The organism is Cohaesibacter intestini (assembly GCF_003324485.1).
Lineage (GTDB): Bacteria > Pseudomonadota > Alphaproteobacteria > Rhizobiales > Cohaesibacteraceae > Cohaesibacter > Cohaesibacter intestini.
Genome location: NZ_QODK01000007.1, coordinates 128,697 through 144,384, shown reverse-complemented (window position 1 = coordinate 144,384; position 15,688 = coordinate 128,697). Strand labels below are relative to the sequence as shown.

Genomic DNA, 15,688 nt, shown 5'->3' with positions numbered 1-15,688 from the left:
AAGCGACGAGCGTTGAAGGCGCCACGGGCATTGGCAAGAACAGTGTGCGCTTCAGTGATCCCCGATCCTGAAAAAGGCGGAATTGCAGGGATGGTCCAACAGGGTCAGCAGTTCATGATCCAGATGCATCATCGATATGGACACACCCACCATGTCCAGTGAGGTGAAATAGTTGCCGGTCCAGCTGCGGATGATCTTCACACCCTTGGCATTGAGCCTCTGACGGACCCGGCGGCCAATGATATACAGCTCCATCAAGGGCGTTGACCCAAGCGAATTGATCAATAAAGCCACTTCATCCTGCTTCTCGAGGCTCATGTCCGCGAGGATGCGATCAACCATCAAGTCCGCGGCATCATCTGCCGTCATCACCGCCTGACGTGCGATACCCGGCTCCCCATGGACACCGACGCCAACCTCCATTTCGGTTTCGCCAAGCAGGAAGGTCGGTCGGCGCGTTTCCGGCATGGAACAAGGCTCTAGGGCAACGCCGAATGTGCAGGTGCGCTCATTGGCCTTGCGGGCAAGTTCTTCGACGCGATCAAGGCTCATCATCTGGTCGCAGGCCGCGCCCGCCACCTTGAAGACAAACACGTTGCCCGCCACCCCGCGACGCCCTTCGCGGTCGTCAAGATGAGAAGATGCGACATCGTCTGTCGTGATCACCGTGCGCACCTCGATGCCCTCTGCCTGCGCCATTTCTGCGGCCATTTCAAAGTTGAGAATGTCGCCCGAATAGTTGCCAAACAGATGCACGACGCCGGCATCGCGATTCACCGCACGGGTGCAGTCAAGAATCGGGGCAGGGGGAGGCGAAGCGAAAATATTGCCGATGGCGACGGCATCTGCCAGGCCGGGCCCGACATAGCCAAGGAAGCCGGGGTCATGTCCTGCCCCCCCGCCAATCACCAGTCCGACCTTGCCCGGGCGCGGGCCATTCCTGGCAACCAGTGCCCGATTGGATTGCTTGGCGGGCTCAAGGAAGGCAGCATGTTCCATCACGGCCCCTTCCAATGCTTCATCCACCATATCCTCGGCAGCATTGAGGAATTTTTTCACCTGAGTGCGCTGAATGACTTCGGTTTCTTCCGGTTCATGCGGCATGCGCTGAACCAGATGGCTCTTGCCTTCGGCATTCAGGATACCCATCCCGGTGGTGACATCGGTGATGAGAATATTGGCATAACCGCCGCGCAAGGTCGCCAGAATGGCCGGCACCTTGTCAATTCCCCCCGCAATGGCGATCCGCTGTTTGACCGCGTGCAATTTGGACAGGGTGATGCCCACCGTCAGCGGGTCTAGGGGCCCATGCACCGGATGACCGCGATCATCGATATATCGCCCGGCGATGGCCCCGACTGCGGTCGCATAGGCGTTGCTCATGGCACCGTCATTGTGAAAGAAGCCCGAATTGTGCAAGGTCGAATTGGGACGCATTGAGGCAATGCCGAAAATGATCCGGTCCAACGCATCAAGACAGGCCAGTTGTTCACGGATCAGGGGTTCATCGGTCAAAATCGACCTGAGGTCCGGGTTGGAAACAATGGCGGGTGCGGACAAGGGGATGCATTCGGCATTGATGGCCGACGCCATCTTCGATGCACAAGCCGCCGGGGCATAGGGCACATGAGCCGAGGTGGACCCGGTGATCTGAACGACGCGCATATCCTGCAGACTGGAGGTGGTTAGAGCTTCGGCGACCGCCAGAACGGTGCGCCCCCATCCTACCCCGATTGTGTCTCCGGATTTCAACAGCGTTTGCAGTACCTGCGCACCCGCAGCCCCCAGTCGCTCAATCAGAGACCGCTCGCCCCCTTCACCGGGAATGACAAGGCAATCCTTAAGGCCGAAATGATCCTTCAAGGCCTTTGACACCGACAAGGATCGCAGCCGGTTGGTCTCAATCGAAATGTTGACGATACCGCGTGTGCGGGCTTCCGCCAGATGGGCGATGACAGTGGCACGCGACACCCCGATGATCCGGGCAATGTCACTCTGGGTCATGCCTTCTTCGTAATAGAGCCATGAGGCCCAAAGGAGTGGATCCCTGCCAAAGCGCAGCGGCATGGCAGTGTCATCATCGCTTGCTAGTCGCTCACTTCGTGCAGATTGCGCAGTTGGTTTCTGAGCCATCAAAGAATCCTTTGCGACAGAATATCCGCAAAGCACTCCACGATGATCGCAGCTGAGGCGGCACCGGGATCGATATGACCCAAAGAACGCTCGCCCAACCGCGAGGCGCGTCCGCGCACAGCCATCATCGAACGGGTACTCTCGACAGCATGCCTGGCAACAGACTTGATGTCCGTAAGTGTTTGCTCGAGTGGGAGGCTATTCTGCCGGGATGCCTTGATCGTTTGGCCCACGGCCAGCCAGACATCCATCATGGTTTTGTCGCCTGCGATCGCTTTTCCGCGATCACCGATCCCGTCCCCAATGGCCACCAGCAGCATCAGGGCCTCATCGGCATCCAATGATGAACGGCCTTCCGCATAGCGACCCGCGCGCAACAGGCCAGAGGCGTAAAGGGGGCCGGTCGTAGCGCCGACGGAATCAAGAAAACTGCTGGCGCAGAGCGAGAAAAGAGACGTCAAATCCGTCGTTTGCGTCTCTATCTCGTTCAGTGCTCGCACCATGGCCGTGAAGCCACGCGCCATCGTATATCCATGGTCGCCATCCCCGATTTCTCCATCGAGCCGACCCAGATAATCCACGCAATCGCCAATGCGCACGGCCGCCTCGCGCAGCACGGCAACAATATCGTCAACACCTACTTGCTTCATGGGCGGAAATATATCCTGCGGCCCCGTCCTCCGCAAGATGATCTTCACCCCTGAAGGCGTTGTTTTACCCCTTCCGCCAGACTGCACAGAATGAGGCTGCACGAGGTTGCGCCGGCATCCAGCACCCCCCTTGACCGATCCCCCAGACGGGCCGAGCGGCCAACCTTGGCAACCATGTCGATGGTGCTGTCGCGACCGGTCTGTGCAGCAGAGCACAGGGCGTCGAGGGCTGTGGGCATTGTGCCGCCATCCGCAAGGGCCGCCTTGTAGGCTGCCACTGCCGGGATATAGGCATCCAGCAGCGTCTTGTCGCCGAGCTTGGCCGAACCGATATCCATCACCTCATCAAGCCCGTTCTGCAGCATCGCGCCGAACACATCGGCATCGATCATGTCCTCGTCCTCGATAGCCTCGGCCATGCCGGAAAACATCATGCCATAGAGCGGGCCCATCGAGCCGCCGATTTCGCTCATCAAAACATCGGACAGCAGGGAAAACGCGTCGCTCAGGCTTTCCTCTCCGGTCAGCCGCTCGGCTGACCTGCCAAAACCCTTGGCCATGTTGACGCCGTGGTCTCCATCGCCAATCTTGCCATCGATCTCGGACAGATAGGCCTTGTTGTCGACAATGACTTTCGCCAGATCGGCAACCAGCCCGCCAGCCCCTGCATTTGCAAATTCAGCCATCATCCTCTCCATTTGAATCCGGGGCTTTCTGCCTCGATATCGAGCAACCCCTTGAGCTCATCATCCAGTGCCATCACGGTCAGGGTGGCCCCGACCATCTCCAGCGACGTGAAATAGTTGCCGACATAGGCGCGATAAACCGACAAGCCGCGTTCGGCGATCTGCTTTTCCATGCGATCATAGAGCACATACAGCTCGTTGACAGGGGTCGCCCCCAATCCCGAAACCAGAACAGCGACCTCAGTGCCCTTGGCCAGATCATGATCATCCAGCACGATCTGAACCATCTGGTCGGCAATCTCGTCAGCAGTGCCCAGATCCTCGACGCGGGTTCCCGGTTCGCCATGGTGGCCGATGCCGATTTCCATCTTGCCCGGCTCGATCTTGAAGTTGGGATGACCGACGGCGGGCAGGGTGCAGGGACCAAGACCAAGCCCGACCGAACGGCAATGATCGATGGCCTTCTGGGCCGATGCCTGAACCTCTTCGAGGGAGGCTCCGATCGAAGCCTTGGCACCACCGATCTTCCACATAAAGATCTCGCCTGCGACGCCGCGACGCTTTTCGCGTTCTGCCATCGGCGCAGAGCAGACATCATCATTAGCAACCACGGTGGCAACCGGGATCCCGTCTTTCTTGGCCAGTTTGCTGGCCATTTTCACATTCATATTGTCCCCGGCATAGTTGCCGTACAGAATAGCGACGCCTGCGCCATTGTCGGCTGCCCGGATCGCATCATGGAAACTCTTGGCGGTTGGCGAAGAAAAGAGCTCACCAACGGCCACAGCGTCGACCATGTTGCGACCAACATAGCCGGCAAAGGCTGGTTCATGGCCAGAGCCGCCGCCGGTGACAATGCCGACCCGTCCCTCTGCCTTGGCGCTTTGTGACACCACGACACGCGCGTTGCCCGGATCGAGTTTAACCAGATCGCCATGGGCTTTAACGAAGCCACGGACCGTTTCATCCACGATGTCATCGGGATTGTTGATGAACCTTTGCATAATTTGCAGCTCCTATTTCAATATTTGGCCGCTTGACGGGCCTTGAATGCAATTGGCAGGGCATCGGAAGACCGCTCTATTTCTTGTCGGCCAAGATAAAGAACAGCCCGGCGACAAGGATGAAACCACCCAGAATACAAGTTTGCCAGGTGGAAGGAATGCCCACCAGAATGAGCACATTGGACACCAGCGTGATCAGAATGACACCCAACATGGTGCCCCCGACGGTGCCAGACCCACCGGTAATCCGGGCACCACCCAGAACCACCGCAGCAATCACAGGCATCTCGGTTCCGGCGAGATCAAACGGATTGGCGAGCCGGTTTGCCGAGACATGCAAAATTCCTGCAATGCCTGCCAGCAATCCGGCATAAGAGAAGACAAACAGCTGCACGCGCGACACGCTGAAGCCGAGCCGTTCAGCAATATCCGACTTGCCCCCAATCGCGAAGATGGCGCGTCCGATCAGGGTTTTGTTGAGAATGTACCATGTCACCAAGGCCGCCAGCACGAGGATCAGAACATAGGCGGGCAGTTTCACTTCGAAATTGGACTCGTTGGTCAGGGTGACGAGGGTCAACTGCCCGAAATTGTCCATTGAGGCTGGAATGTTCATGAACAGCGAGGTGCCGATGAAAGTCAGCAGGAAACCGCGGAAAGCATATTGCGTGCCGATCGTGACAATCAGCGACGGCGCCTTGAGCTTGTTGACCAAAAGACCGTTGATCAATCCCAGAAAGGTGCCCCCAAGAGCCCCCATCAGCAGGATCGGCACCATACCAAGATCAGGAGCAAAATTGACCACCAGCATGGTGACGGAATACATCACGAGGGCGGCCACCGAGCAGAAGGACACTTCCAGTCCACCGGCTGCAAGAACCACCAGCACGCCAAGGGCAAACAATCCGCGAATAACGGAGGCCCGCAGAATGTCGAAGACATTTGCCAGTTGCCAAAAGGCCGGATTGATGCTGCCGACAACGAGGCAAACAATCACGATCAGCAGGATTGGAAAGGCAATCGGGTTGCGAGCGAACCAGTCGGTGGTTCTGGCAAACAGGCTTTCCCGCTTTCCTGTCTGAATTTCAAAGGTTGCGTCGGTCATCAGCTCGCTCCCTGACTGGCCATGTCTTTTTTCAAATCGAGTCCGGCGCCCATTTCGGCATAGAGCTTGTCCTGTGTCAGGCCTTCTACCGGGAATATCGAGGCAATTTTGCCTTTGCGCATGACCGCGACGCGATCACAATTCTGCAGCAATTCCGGCAGGTCATCGGAGATGATCAGGATCCCCATGCCTGCCTCGGCTTGCCGTTGGATGATGCGATAGATCGTGTCTTTCGATCCGACATCGACCCCGACGGTTGGTCCGTGAAGAATGAGGAGTTTGGGCGTGGTTTTCAGCCAACGTCCAATCAACACCCTTTGCTGGTTGCCACCGGACAGTGACTGAACCGGTGCAGAGACATCCGGTGCAACGATCTGCAGATCGTCAATCATTTCTTCCGTTTCGGCGACGGCACGTTTCTTGTCCAGCAGTCCGATCTTGTTGCGCAGTCGCGCCAGAATGCCCATCACCGTATTGTCGAGAATGGGTTTCTCCAGAAACAGGCCTTCTGTCAGGCGATCTTCCGGCACGTATCCGATGCCCGCTTTGTTGGCGTCGCCCGGCGAGGACAGATCGACCAGCGCACCATCAAGGAAAACCTCTCCGGTATCGGCAACCTCCACGCCTGCGAGCGCCTTGGCCAACTCGTTGCGGCCAGAATCCAGCAATCCGGTCACACCGAGGATTTCCCCGCGTGCGAGAGCAAGATCAATATCGACAAAAGCGCCGGACTTGCCAAGGCCGGAGAGGCGGAGCAACGGATCGCCTGCTTTCTGGGCTTCCCGATAGCGTCCCTCGTTAAGCTCGCGGCCGGTCATCAGATAGCCCAGACGCGCGGTCGTGATATCGGTAATGTCGCAATTGCAGACAAGCTTGCCATCGCGCATGACCAAACCATGCCCGCCGATGGCTTTGCATTCATCAAGCTTGTGGGTCACGAACAGGACGGAAACACCGTCTTCCTGCAGGCGACGCACCACAGCGATGAGATTCTTCACTTCGAAATGGGTGAGGGCGGTTGTGGGTTCATCCATGATCACCAGCCCGGCCTTGCTGGCCACCGCGCGGGCAATGGCAACGAGCTGGCGCGTGGCAATCGGCAAACGGGACACTTCAGTGTTGCGGAACCGCCGATCAATGGGAAGGCCCACCACTTGCAGGGCGCGGATGGCTGTATCCTGTAGTTGTCCGCCATCGAGACGGCGGAACAGGGCACCGTTGGAGCTGACCAATTGCTGGCACAGGCCGATATTCTCGGCGACAGTCAGGTTTGGCAACAAAGACAGATCCTGATAGACGGTCTCGATCCGGGCTTCCAGCGCCTTGATGGGACTGAAGTCCTTTTGCTCCTTGCCATTGACGATCAACTGCCCTTCGGTGGGCAGATGCGCCCCTGAAATCACTTTGATCAATGTGCTTTTGCCGCAGCCATTTTCTCCGAGCAGATGATAGATCTGACCGCGCTCGATCTTCAAACTCACGCCCTGCAGCGCATGCACACCACCGAAGCGCTTGTGCAGATCGCGCACTTCAAGGAAGGGCGTGGACGGCTCGGCATGCTGATGGCCGGAGAGTTGAACCACATTGTCTTGTGGATGCTCTGAACCTGAACCCGACTTAGTCACCACAACAGCTCCTGATTTGCGAAAATGGTTGAGCCTCAAGCCCAAGGCTGGCCCGACATTTGACCGCCGGACCAGAAGAAAGACCTCAAGTCTTAGAATGGATAGTCGTTGTAGTTGGACTTATCGACATCGACCCAGGCCTGGCCGCGAACAATGATGCCTTCGCCGGGACCTTGAGAGACTTTCACATTGTTGTAGCCCCGAACACCCAGATCCATACCGTCTTTGATTTCGGTGCCTTCAAGGGTCATTTTGGTCAGGATATTCATCACATAACCGGCATCCTTTGGATCCCAGAATGCGATGGAGTCAACCGCACCGGTTTCAAGATATGGACCGGTATCTTTTGGAAGACCAAGACCGATGACGCAGGTTTCGTCTTCAAGACCAGCTTCCTCGACGGCGCGGCCAATGCCGATCACGTCAATCGCAGATCCACCCTGGAAACCCTTGATGTCAGGATAGGTGCGCAGGATTTCCTTCGCCAGTTCATAGGCACGGTTGGCGTCATTGAAGCTTTCGTTCTTGGGAGAAACAAGTTCCATGCCAGGGAAGTCTTTGGCATAGGCTTCGCCACCATCTGCCCATTGCACATGGGTCAGACTGCCGACAGAACCAACGAAGGAAGTCCATTTGCCCTCACCGCCCATGCAATCGACAATCTGCTTGGCGAAGTGGGCGCCGAATTCATGGTTGTCGAAGGCTTCCATGTCGACCTGTGTATTCTGCAGATTATCGGCCTCATGGGTCGTGACAACAATGCCACGCTGCATGGCACGGCGCAGAATGCCTTCAAGCGCGGAAGGGTCCATCGGTACGATCGTGATGGCGTCGACTTCCTGCGCGATCAGATCCTGAATGATGGCGGTCTGCTGGGCCGCATCGGCCTTGGCCGGACCGACCTGACGCGCCTTGATGCCGTCGGTGTCTTTGTCAAAGGCCTGAACCCCTTCATCCATGCGGGTGAACCAGTTTTCGCCAGTGACCTTTACAACGGTTACGATTTCTTTGTCGGCAGCAAGAGCAGGAAGGCTCACGCCAACCATCGCCAGAGCTGAAATGCCAGCCAGAAGCAGCTGAGAATGTTTCATACTTTCCTCCACACAAGGTTCTTGCCCGCGGTGCGACTATGCTTCGGGCGCAAGGGGCGCCGCCCGGATCGCCAAGCCCATCCGGATCACCTTCGATCCGGATGGAAAGTCCTTTGCATCAAGCCTTCTTGGGTACGGCTGGATGTCTGAAATGCAAATAGGTCGTCAGATCCACGCGCGAGGCGGCCAGGAAGAGCAGCAGCAGCAGCCCCCAGGCGCTGTCGCGGAAGAAATTCGACAAATGCATGAAGTTGAACAGGGACGACATGACCTGCAGCGCAAAGGCCGACATCAGGACACAGATCACGCGTCCATAGCCGCCCTCGGGCTTCACACCGGCCATCACGGCAATGAGGATCGCAACCATCACATAAGAGGAGCCATAATCCCACTTGATCGATGATGTGCGCGCCGCGATGATGACGCCGGCAAGCGACGCCAGCATGCCTGCGATGGTGTAAGTCATGAAATACATGCGCCGAACAGGGATGCCGCTATAGCGCGCAGCCAGATCATTGCTCCCCAACAGGAACAGGCGCATGCCGTAGGATGTGTAACGAAGCATCAGCGCCAGCACCAACGCGACCCCGACAAACAGAGCGAAACTGATCGGAACGCCCATAAACGGCATGTTGGCGAAATCATCCAGCGGCGGAATATAACCAAGGCGCAGGGCCGATCCACCAGTCAGGCCCACGGCAATGCCGGTGAAGGCCATTTGTGTGCCCAATGTTGCGATGATGGGCGTTAGCCCGGCATAGCCTACCAGAGCGCCATTCACTGCCCCGCCGAGAAAACCAACCACGAGGGAAATGCCGGCAAATGTCCAGCAATAGAGCAGTGGGGCTTCCTGTGCGGTGGTGATGAGCGGGGTCAACATGAAGGCAATCACCCCGGACAGGTTGGCAAGCGCGATCCCGGACAGATCAATGCCACCCCGCCCGGCTGCCATGGCGAGCATCACGCCGAGGGCCAGCAAGCCAAGTTCGGAAACCTGAGTTGCCATGGATTGCATATTGTACAGGCCCACAAATTTGGGGCCGACCAGAAACCAAGAGGCTATCAAAACGAGCGCGTTGATCAGCGCCAGAAAGCCCATTTGGCCATCATAGAATTTGGAAGACATTTCCACTCCTCCTGCGCCTTTGTCCTTACGGCCATCAGAGCCATGTCCACTCCCGGCGGACAAGGAACGCATTGCATGATCCAGAGGCTAGAGAAGCAAATTACAAATGTCAAATGCTATTTTACATTTGATTATATCATTGAATTATAACGATAATATGGACCTTTGATGAGTTAGATAGTGTTGCATTTCAGTCGATTGCGTGAAGGTACATATGGTGGAGGAGGGCTCGAAATTTTCAGTTTCAACCATTTATAGAGGGAAGAGTTTTGTGCATCTCAACCATGGCGAGAAACTGGGCGCCAGGCCGGAAACCGGCACGTTTTATCCCATGCGTCAGTGGATATGTGCCAGCGCTCCACACGCCTCTTGGTCGCGGGTCGGCTGCTCTAACGGCACGCCCATCTCATTTGCTTTCAACCAGACAAGCTAAGGTTATCTTCTCTGTCAGATTGTCGCAGAAGACAGATGTAGTATGGTGTGTCTGCCTGCATTTTGAGACAGTAGAAGGGTGTGATGCCGAGGTTCGGCAAGGACCCTCTCCTGTCGCCGTTCGTGCGTGTCGCGCCAGGCCCGGGAGGTTCATCATGCTCCATTGCCCACATCAAAGATCTCTGCTTGACCTTTCACCTTGGTTGGGCCGGTGGCTTGTTGTCATCGCGGCGATGGTGTTTGTGGTGAGCGCCTGTATGCCGCTGCCTGTATGCGCGGAAAGCCCCATCGATCAGGAAAAGAAAATTTATGTCGAGGCGCGGGATGATCTGCGTGACAAATTTCAAAAGACCCATGGTCATTTCAAGGGCATCTACAAAAAGCTGGCAACCTTCCAGCAGCATATCTCCAACTGGCGCAACGCAACGACCCGCCGGACCCAGAAGGACAGCATCAGTGGCGTAAAGGGACTGATCACCGAAACCACGGGGGAGGTGCGTGATACTGCGATCAAGACCATATTGGGGGACGATGCTCTCAAGATGCTCAAGGATTTCGAGGAGGAGGTCGGGTTCGAGTTCTTGCCCAATGGGGAACAACTCGACAAAGCCTTGAAGTCCGCCACCGGAGCCGATGATCTTTATGGCTACATGTATCAGCTCAGCGCGCTGGAACGAAAAATGCGTCATCAAGGGGTCTTCAAGTCGGTCCAGAAGGTGGCGGACATGTTCAAAAGTGCCGAAGGCTATATCGATGATGCCAGCAAGGTTGTCGATTTCGTTGCCGTGTTTGACCCGGGCAATGTTGATCCCAACAATCCCATCTCTCGGCTGGACGCGATCGACGGTGTTCTGGGATATATGCAGACCTTCTCTGGCTATGTGCCGGGTATCGGCAAGATCATCGAGGGTTATTCTGCTGCCACAAAGGAATTTGCCAAGGCGCTGAAGGCGCTTGACAAGAAGCTGCATGAAGCCCGCATGGGCTCCATTTGCGGTGGCATTGGTGGTGACCAGCAAAAGGCACTGACCCGTTTTCTGATTGACCGGCGCGCCGCGTTGGATTGCTTCCGCTTCTTCACCTATTACGAGGCTGAAGCCGCGCTGGATAAAGTGCAGGCCTGGCAGCATTTCGAGGCGGATGCGGCCTTCTTCTATGCACCCGATGGTGCCCATGCCTTCCTGTCGAGCCTTCAGGCTCACAATTTGCTTGGGGCCTTTCAGGCCTTGCGGCAAAGCCGATGGAGCCGCAATCGCGCCCTAGCGGACACAGACCGCTTCATGGAACTGGCGACCTTCGCGTCCGAGCGCGGGCGCGCCGAGCCCGCTGCACGTCGCTATCTGCCCGGCTATGATCTTTGTTCCAGCCATGCAAAGACCTTCCAGACCAAGGCCTTCGCCAACATCCTCAAACTGGCGGGGGAAACCGATCAGATCGACCGTGTGGTCAATCTTGGCGGCGAGGCAATATTGGCTGCTGGCCGCATGGCACGGCAGGAATATATCGGCCTGTGTCTGTTTGACCGCGATGCCAGAATGACCATGAAGCGCCTGATCGAGCGCTACCGGTCCAAGCAGATCCATATTCTGCAAATCCATGCACGGGATCGTGGTGACCCACCCGTTATTTCCGGTCTCAGCCTCAGCGATGGTGATCATATTGTCCGGCGAGACTGGATGCGTCGCAGCGCGCAGGCTGGCTATGTGCGTCTGCCTGTGATCGTGACCAAGGGGCGGCGCATTCGCTATGCCCTGTCAGCCCCCGGCTTCAAGCCCTTGCGCTTTGCCAAATCAATCAGGGGCGATGAGGCGAAGGTCACGGTTCTGTATATGGATCGCATCGAGCCGAAGCCCGACATCAAGCAACCGGACGTCAAGCGTCCCGACCCTGTGCCTGCAGATGAGGCGCCGTCCGATCCTCCAAAACCGTCGGGCACTGCCGTTGATGATGCCCTGTCTGACCTCTTCCCCACCGACGAGCCCGCCGGCGACGTCCCGACAAGCGACACGGCAGGCGACACGGCCACGTCTCCCGAAAGCAAAAGCCCTTGGGGTCAGCAAAAGGACACCGATGACCCGGGACAAGTGACGACGGGCGATGACAAGGGGAGCGATCCCTTTAAAACCGGGGACGCGCAAACCGAACCGGAAATTGACGAGCCAGAAGTTGACGAGGACGACCGGACCCAACCGCAAAAGGATAAAGAATCCACCAAACCTGACAAGCCGTCAGTGACGATCAGCGGCACAGGACCCGCCATTTCCCTTGGTTTTGGCAAGGATGGCGCCTATTTGGGCCAAAGCCACAGCCTGTCGGTGGCAGCTCCGACCTTTGAGACATCCGGGGTTGCTGTTCCCGAATCCAAAGCCGGTGAAATCTATATTGGTGCTGCCGACGATACTGAAGACCTGCTGCCGCCAGCCAAGGTTCGTTACGCTTGGAAATCAAGCCCTGCGCTGTCCTTCGATCCCGCCGTCTCGAGCGATGGTCGCAGCAAGGTGACCTTCACCCGTCCGGGCCCGGTCAAAATCTGGGCCGAAATTTCCAACGGCAGCGAGACGGTCAAAAGCCAGATAGCGCAACTGAAGGTCCTGATCCCGACCTTCGATCTGCAGTTCAGTCCGGCCAAGGCAGCCGCAGCGGGCCAGAGCGTCACGGCCTCTCTCACCGCCAGCCCGGATCTTGAGGATCGCTATATCGCGGTCCAATGGCCTGACCCGCCAGAAGCCAATCGCCAACAATCTGACCGCAAAGACAAGAGCAACACGAGCAGAAGCCTGTCCTTTACCGGAGGAACCGGAGAAACGGTGCCGGTTGCCGCCGATGTGGCGCTGGCTGCGACGGGTGACAGGCTCGCTTCGGTCAGCAAAGCATATCACTTCGCGACCATAGCCCTGACGATCAAGGCCAAAAGGCGAGGTCCTCCAATCAAAATCTGGGATGCGAAATCAAAAGGCCTGATTGATGCCACCCCGACCACCTTTTATGTGGGCGAGGCCATTGACCTGTCCGCCGACTTCGGCTCCGGCAAGAAGCCGGACGCCATCAAATGGCGCTGGCAAGGGGGGGAGGGAGACAGTCTGTCGAATCCGGCCGGCTCCTGGCCGACCCTGACGCGCTCGGAGGCTGGAACGTCTGCGATCCGTTTGACAATCCTTGATCGCAACGGCAAGGCGTTGGCGAGCGCCAACACCTCCGTTTCCTTCTTGAAAAAGCCAGTTAAACCGAGCATCAACAACAAAAAAACAAAGCCGGACAAGGGCAAAAAGCCTGATCCGTCAGCAAAGACGACTCCTGACAAAGCAAAGACCAAAGGCAAGCCTCCAACGACCACCAGTTCGGCCACCTCCAGTGCGGACGACAAGTCGTCTAAGAAAGAGGGCGACAAGCAAGGTGCCAGAGATCCGCAAACCACCATTGCCAATCCGACGAACCCTCCAAAGCCGCCGGTTGACCCTTGCGCGCCGGGCAGCAATCAGCACAAGGCTGCGGCCCAAATGTGGCAGACGGCACTGAGCGCTGTCAGCCAGTCCGACTATGACCGCGCCTTTGCCCATTTCGAGGCGAGCCTTGCACTTTGTTCTGACCCAAAACGGCAACAGATGGTGGAAGGTCTGCGCAAGAAATTGCTTGGTCCAACGAAAACAAAACCGACAGACAAGCCTGTCGACCACGCCTCCGCCCCGTCCCCAACGCCTGAACCACCAAAGCCCGTGGCTCCAGTCCAAAGCTGCAAATCGGGTTCCTCCGAGCGCAAGGCAGCGGAATATATGTGGACGGAGGGCTTGCAAAGTGCAGGTCGCCGCGACTATCCCCGCGCCATTGCCCATTTGCAGGAAAGCCTCGCGCTTTGTCCCGATGCCAAACGGCAATCGATGATGGAGCAAATGCGCACCAAGCTGCAGACCCTGATGCAGCAGAAAAAAGACCGTGAGGAAGCCGCAAAAATCAAGGCTGCCAACCCCTGTGCAAACGGCAATGCACGCTATCAGCAGGCGCGGACCAAATGGAGCGATGGCCTCAATGCCTTGCAGCTGGGGCAAAATCAGCAAGCGCTCGCCAGTTTCCAGCAAAGTGTTTCTCTATGCCCAGACAAGGAAAGGCAGCAGCAGATCGCGACTCTGAAGAGAAAACTCTCCGCCAGCAAGACCAAGAGTCCATTTGAGACGGCGGTCAACCAATCTGCAATCCGAAACCAGACCCAAAGCAAACAGCCAGACCAACCCCCGTCCGATAGCAAGGCCAAGGATGATCCGTGGAGCCCGTCAACCGACACTCCAACAAGCCCACAAACACGAAATGGGACAACAAAAACGGTTCCAAATACCAACCCGTTTGGCAAGCCGGAGACGGACGGGGAAAACCACGAAGCGTCCAATCCCTTCGAAACCGCACCATCAAACACCCGCGGCACAAGAGGGGATACGGGCGTCGCAGAGGATGGACGCTATAAAGGCGAAATCGCCATTTCGAGCCGCCTTGCACCGGGGGAAAAGCCCATTGAGTTCGAAAGAAGCGGCAACCGTCTGACATGCAAGTTCCGCATCAGTCACGGCAATGTATCGCACAGCTTCCAGACGACGGTCCGCAATGGCCGGTTCGATCAGACTTTCACCCTGCATGGCCCCGGTGGTCAGACGGTTTCGATGCGGATGACGGGCACGGTGACCAAGGACCAGATCAGCGGCGACATTGGTCCGGCCAACAAGCAAAAGGACCACTTCAAATTTGCAGCACGTCGGGTGAAAGACGACGAGGCGAACAAACAGCATGACGGCACCTATCGGGGCAGCTTTGCCTATATGAGCGACGTCCGGCCCACCGTGACGATCAAGGTGAAAGGCGATCAGATCAGCGGCAGCTTGAGCACAAACAATTATCAGGCCCGTGGCCAATTCTCGGCAAGACTGGAAAATGGACGCTTCAACGCCTCCTTCCGCTACAGCGCCTCCTATGGCTATGCGGGGGACGTGGATGTCACCGGCACACTGCAACAAGGGGCCATTGCCTTGGTCATGACAGAGCGGGACGGTGGCAAGCGTTTCCGACTCACCGCAAGCAAACAATGAGAGATGGTGGAACATGAGACAGACTTTCAGACAAATGGCCATAGTTGCTTTGGCGGGCTTGGCGTGGGCACTGATGGCGGGATGGAGCCAGGTTGGCGCCATCGAGCTGGGCACCAGCGGCATTGGTGTCCATTTGCCAGAACGGGGCTGGAAGGTGGATACCCGTGAGGACGCAGCCATCGAGGTTTGGCATTTCCGGGCCAAAAGCTGGGATCCGGTGCCAAGGGAATCCGGTCTCATTGCGGTGACCGTTTCTTTCCTTGGCTATGATCCGCTCAAAGGCGATCACCTTGATGCCATGCAGCGGAAAAGCGCCGATATTGTCGCCGACGGCTTTCTGAAACAAGTGACGCGGCGCGCGCCCTTTGCCATGCAGTCCGGGCGCTTCGAAGTGGCGGGCGAAGATGTCGACGGTCATATCGATCTGCGCGCCGGAGGGCTGCTGCCAGTCAGTGGCCGCACGGTTATCATCCGAACACCGGACGGATTGGCGCTGATTTCGGCCTTCTCCCTGTTGCCATCCGATCAGGACCCTTTTGCAGCCTTGTTCGGTCCGTCCGGTTTCGTTTCGTTTGAAGGCCCGGGCGCGGATCTGTTCAGCAAAACCGAACCACCAAGCTCTGCCGCCGCACCCCCACCGGGCGATGCGCCAGACACCTCCGCAGAGAAGCCAGACACCTCCGCAGAGAAGAATGTCGACAAGGATGCAGACAAGGACATGCAGGATCTGCTGCAAGAAATGCAAAAAGGCTTCGAGTAGGAGAGGA

Annotated in this window: 10 protein-coding genes; 2 read left to right on the top strand and 8 right to left on the bottom strand. The window is 57.3% G+C overall.

The annotated features are described in order from the left end of the window. Positions 1-51 precede the first annotated feature (51 nt). From DSD30_RS19555 to DSD30_RS19520, 8 genes are all read right to left on the bottom strand, one after another. Positions 52-2,133 carry a bifunctional sugar-binding transcriptional regulator/dihydroxyacetone kinase subunit DhaK gene (locus tag DSD30_RS19555; RefSeq protein ID WP_114011435.1) on the bottom strand — a complete coding sequence of 694 codons (2,082 nt, stop codon included), beginning with the start codon at positions 2,131-2,133 and terminating at the stop codon, positions 52-54. Beyond that, on the bottom strand, positions 2,133-2,783 hold the full coding sequence (dhaL, locus tag DSD30_RS19550) for a dihydroxyacetone kinase subunit DhaL (RefSeq protein ID WP_114011434.1): 651 nt from the start codon (positions 2,781-2,783) through the stop codon (positions 2,133-2,135). Before dhaL (DSD30_RS19550) ends, DSD30_RS19555 begins: the two co-directional genes overlap by 1 nt. Positions 2,784-2,827: 44 nt before the next feature. After that, on the bottom strand, positions 2,828-3,469 hold the full coding sequence (dhaL, locus tag DSD30_RS19545) for a dihydroxyacetone kinase subunit DhaL (RefSeq protein WP_114011476.1): 642 nt from the start codon (positions 3,467-3,469) through the stop codon (positions 2,828-2,830). Further along, positions 3,469-4,473 carry a dihydroxyacetone kinase subunit DhaK gene (locus DSD30_RS19540; protein ID WP_114011433.1) on the bottom strand — a complete coding sequence of 335 codons (1,005 nt, stop codon included), beginning with the start codon at positions 4,471-4,473 and terminating at the stop codon, positions 3,469-3,471. The genes dhaL (DSD30_RS19545) and DSD30_RS19540 overlap by 1 nt, the downstream gene beginning before the upstream one ends. Before the next feature lie 76 nt (positions 4,474-4,549). Next, a complete protein-coding gene (locus DSD30_RS19535) occupies positions 4,550-5,578 on the bottom strand; it encodes an ABC transporter permease (protein WP_114011432.1) in 1,029 nt (342 codons plus the stop codon). Beyond that, on the bottom strand, positions 5,578-7,161 hold the full coding sequence (locus DSD30_RS19530) for a sugar ABC transporter ATP-binding protein (protein ID WP_114011431.1): 1,584 nt from the start codon (positions 7,159-7,161) through the stop codon (positions 5,578-5,580). Before DSD30_RS19530 ends, DSD30_RS19535 begins: the two co-directional genes overlap by 1 nt. A 134-nt stretch (positions 7,162-7,295) precedes the next feature. Then, positions 7,296-8,249, bottom strand: coding sequence for an autoinducer 2 ABC transporter substrate-binding protein (locus tag DSD30_RS19525; protein ID WP_245418555.1), 954 nt, complete (start codon positions 8,247-8,249; stop codon positions 7,296-7,298). 163 nt (positions 8,250-8,412) lie between these two features. Beyond that, on the bottom strand, positions 8,413-9,420 hold the full coding sequence (locus tag DSD30_RS19520; RefSeq protein WP_114011429.1) for an ABC transporter permease: 1,008 nt from the start codon (positions 9,418-9,420) through the stop codon (positions 8,413-8,415). Between the two features lie 689 nt (positions 9,421-10,109). Between DSD30_RS19520 and DSD30_RS19515 the strand changes: the two genes are divergently transcribed. After that, the gene (locus DSD30_RS19515; RefSeq protein ID WP_157967787.1) at positions 10,110-14,921 is read left to right on the top strand and encodes a tetratricopeptide repeat protein; all 4,812 of its coding nucleotides are present in this window, start codon (positions 10,110-10,112) and stop codon (positions 14,919-14,921) included. Between the two features lie 13 nt (positions 14,922-14,934). After that, on the top strand, positions 14,935-15,681 hold the full coding sequence (locus DSD30_RS19510) for a hypothetical protein (RefSeq protein WP_157967786.1): 747 nt from the start codon (positions 14,935-14,937) through the stop codon (positions 15,679-15,681). The last annotated feature ends 7 nt before the right edge of the window (positions 15,682-15,688 follow it).

Bases quoted from the DNA above. Each gene is read 5' to 3' on its own strand.
- DSD30_RS19535 (WP_114011432.1), bottom strand. From the start codon at position 5,578: ATGACCGACGCAACCTTTGAAATTCAGACAGGAAAGCGGGAAAGCCTG.
- DSD30_RS19525 (WP_245418555.1), bottom strand. From the start codon at position 8,249: ATGGTTGGCGTGAGCCTTCCTGCTCTTGCTGCCGACAAAGAAATCGTA.
- DSD30_RS19515 (WP_157967787.1), top strand. From the start codon at position 10,110: ATGCCGCTGCCTGTATGCGCGGAAAGCCCCATCGATCAGGAAAAGAAA.
- DSD30_RS19510 (WP_157967786.1), top strand. From the start codon at position 14,935: ATGAGACAGACTTTCAGACAAATGGCCATAGTTGCTTTGGCGGGCTTG.
- DSD30_RS19520 (WP_114011429.1), bottom strand. From the start codon at position 9,420: ATGTCTTCCAAATTCTATGATGGCCAAATGGGCTTTCTGGCGCTGATC.
- dhaL (WP_114011434.1), bottom strand. From the start codon at position 2,783: ATGAAGCAAGTAGGTGTTGACGATATTGTTGCCGTGCTGCGCGAGGCG.
- dhaL (WP_114011476.1), bottom strand. From the start codon at position 3,469: ATGGCTGAATTTGCAAATGCAGGGGCTGGCGGGCTGGTTGCCGATCTG.
- DSD30_RS19540 (WP_114011433.1), bottom strand. From the start codon at position 4,473: ATGCAAAGGTTCATCAACAATCCCGATGACATCGTGGATGAAACGGTC.
- DSD30_RS19555 (WP_114011435.1), bottom strand. From the start codon at position 2,133: ATGGCTCAGAAACCAACTGCGCAATCTGCACGAAGTGAGCGACTAGCA.